This is a genomic window from Chromobacterium vaccinii (assembly GCF_000971335.1).
In the GTDB taxonomy this organism is placed as follows: domain Bacteria; phylum Pseudomonadota; class Gammaproteobacteria; order Burkholderiales; family Chromobacteriaceae; genus Chromobacterium; species Chromobacterium vaccinii.
On record NZ_JZJL01000139.1, the window covers coordinates 1 to 926 of the forward strand.

A 926-nucleotide genomic window follows, 5' to 3' on the forward strand; every position below is an offset into this window, starting at 1 on the left:
TGCCCGGGCCACGCCGACTATGTGAAGAACATGATCACCGGCGCGGCTCAGATGGACGGCGCGATCCTGGTTTGCTCGGCCGCTGACGGTCCGATGCCGCAAACCCGCGAACACATCCTGCTGTCCCGCCAGGTTGGCGTGCCGTACATCATCGTCTACCTGAACAAGGCTGACCTGGTTGACGACGCCGAGCTGCTGGAACTGGTGGAAATGGAAGTGCGCGATCTGCTGTCTTCCTACGACTTCCCGGGCGACGACACCCCGATCGTGACCGGCTCCGCTCGTCTGGCGCTGGAAGGCGACCAGTCCGAAATGGGCGAGCCGTCGATCTTCCGCCTGGCCGCTGCTCTGGATTCCTACATCCCGACTCCGGAACGCGCCGTTGACAAGCCGTTCCTGCTGCCGATCGAAGACGTGTTCTCGATCTCCGGCCGCGGCACCGTGGTGACCGGTCGCGTTGAGCGCGGCATCGTGAAAGTCGGCGAAGAGCTGGAAATCGTGGGCCTGAAGGCTACCGTGAAGACCACCTGCACCGGCGTGGAAATGTTCCGCAAGCTGCTGGACCAGGGTCAGGCCGGCGACAACGTTGGCGTGCTGCTGCGCGGCACCAAGCGTGAAGACGTGGAGCGTGGCCAGGTTCTGGCTAAGCCGGGTTCCATCACCCCGCACACCGACTTCGCAGCTTCCGTGTACGTTCTGTCCAAGGATGAGGGCGGCCGTCACACCCCGTTCTTCGCGAACTACCGTCCGCAGTTCTACTTCCGCACCACCGACGTGACCGGCGCAGTTAGCCTGGCCGAAGGCGTGGAAATGGTAATGCCGGGCGACAACGTGGAAATCACCGTTGCCCTGATCGCTCCGATCGCGATGGAAGAAGGTCTGCGCTTCGCTATCCGCGAAGGCGGCCGCACCGTCGGCGCCGGCGT

The 926-nt window shown here is 63.9% G+C and carries 1 protein-coding gene; it reads left to right on the forward strand.

What is annotated here, in order from left to right; genetic code table 11:
- Nucleotides 1-926: elongation factor Tu (gene tuf, locus VL52_RS22950; protein WP_046159218.1), on the forward strand; the 926-nt coding region annotated here is incomplete at both ends.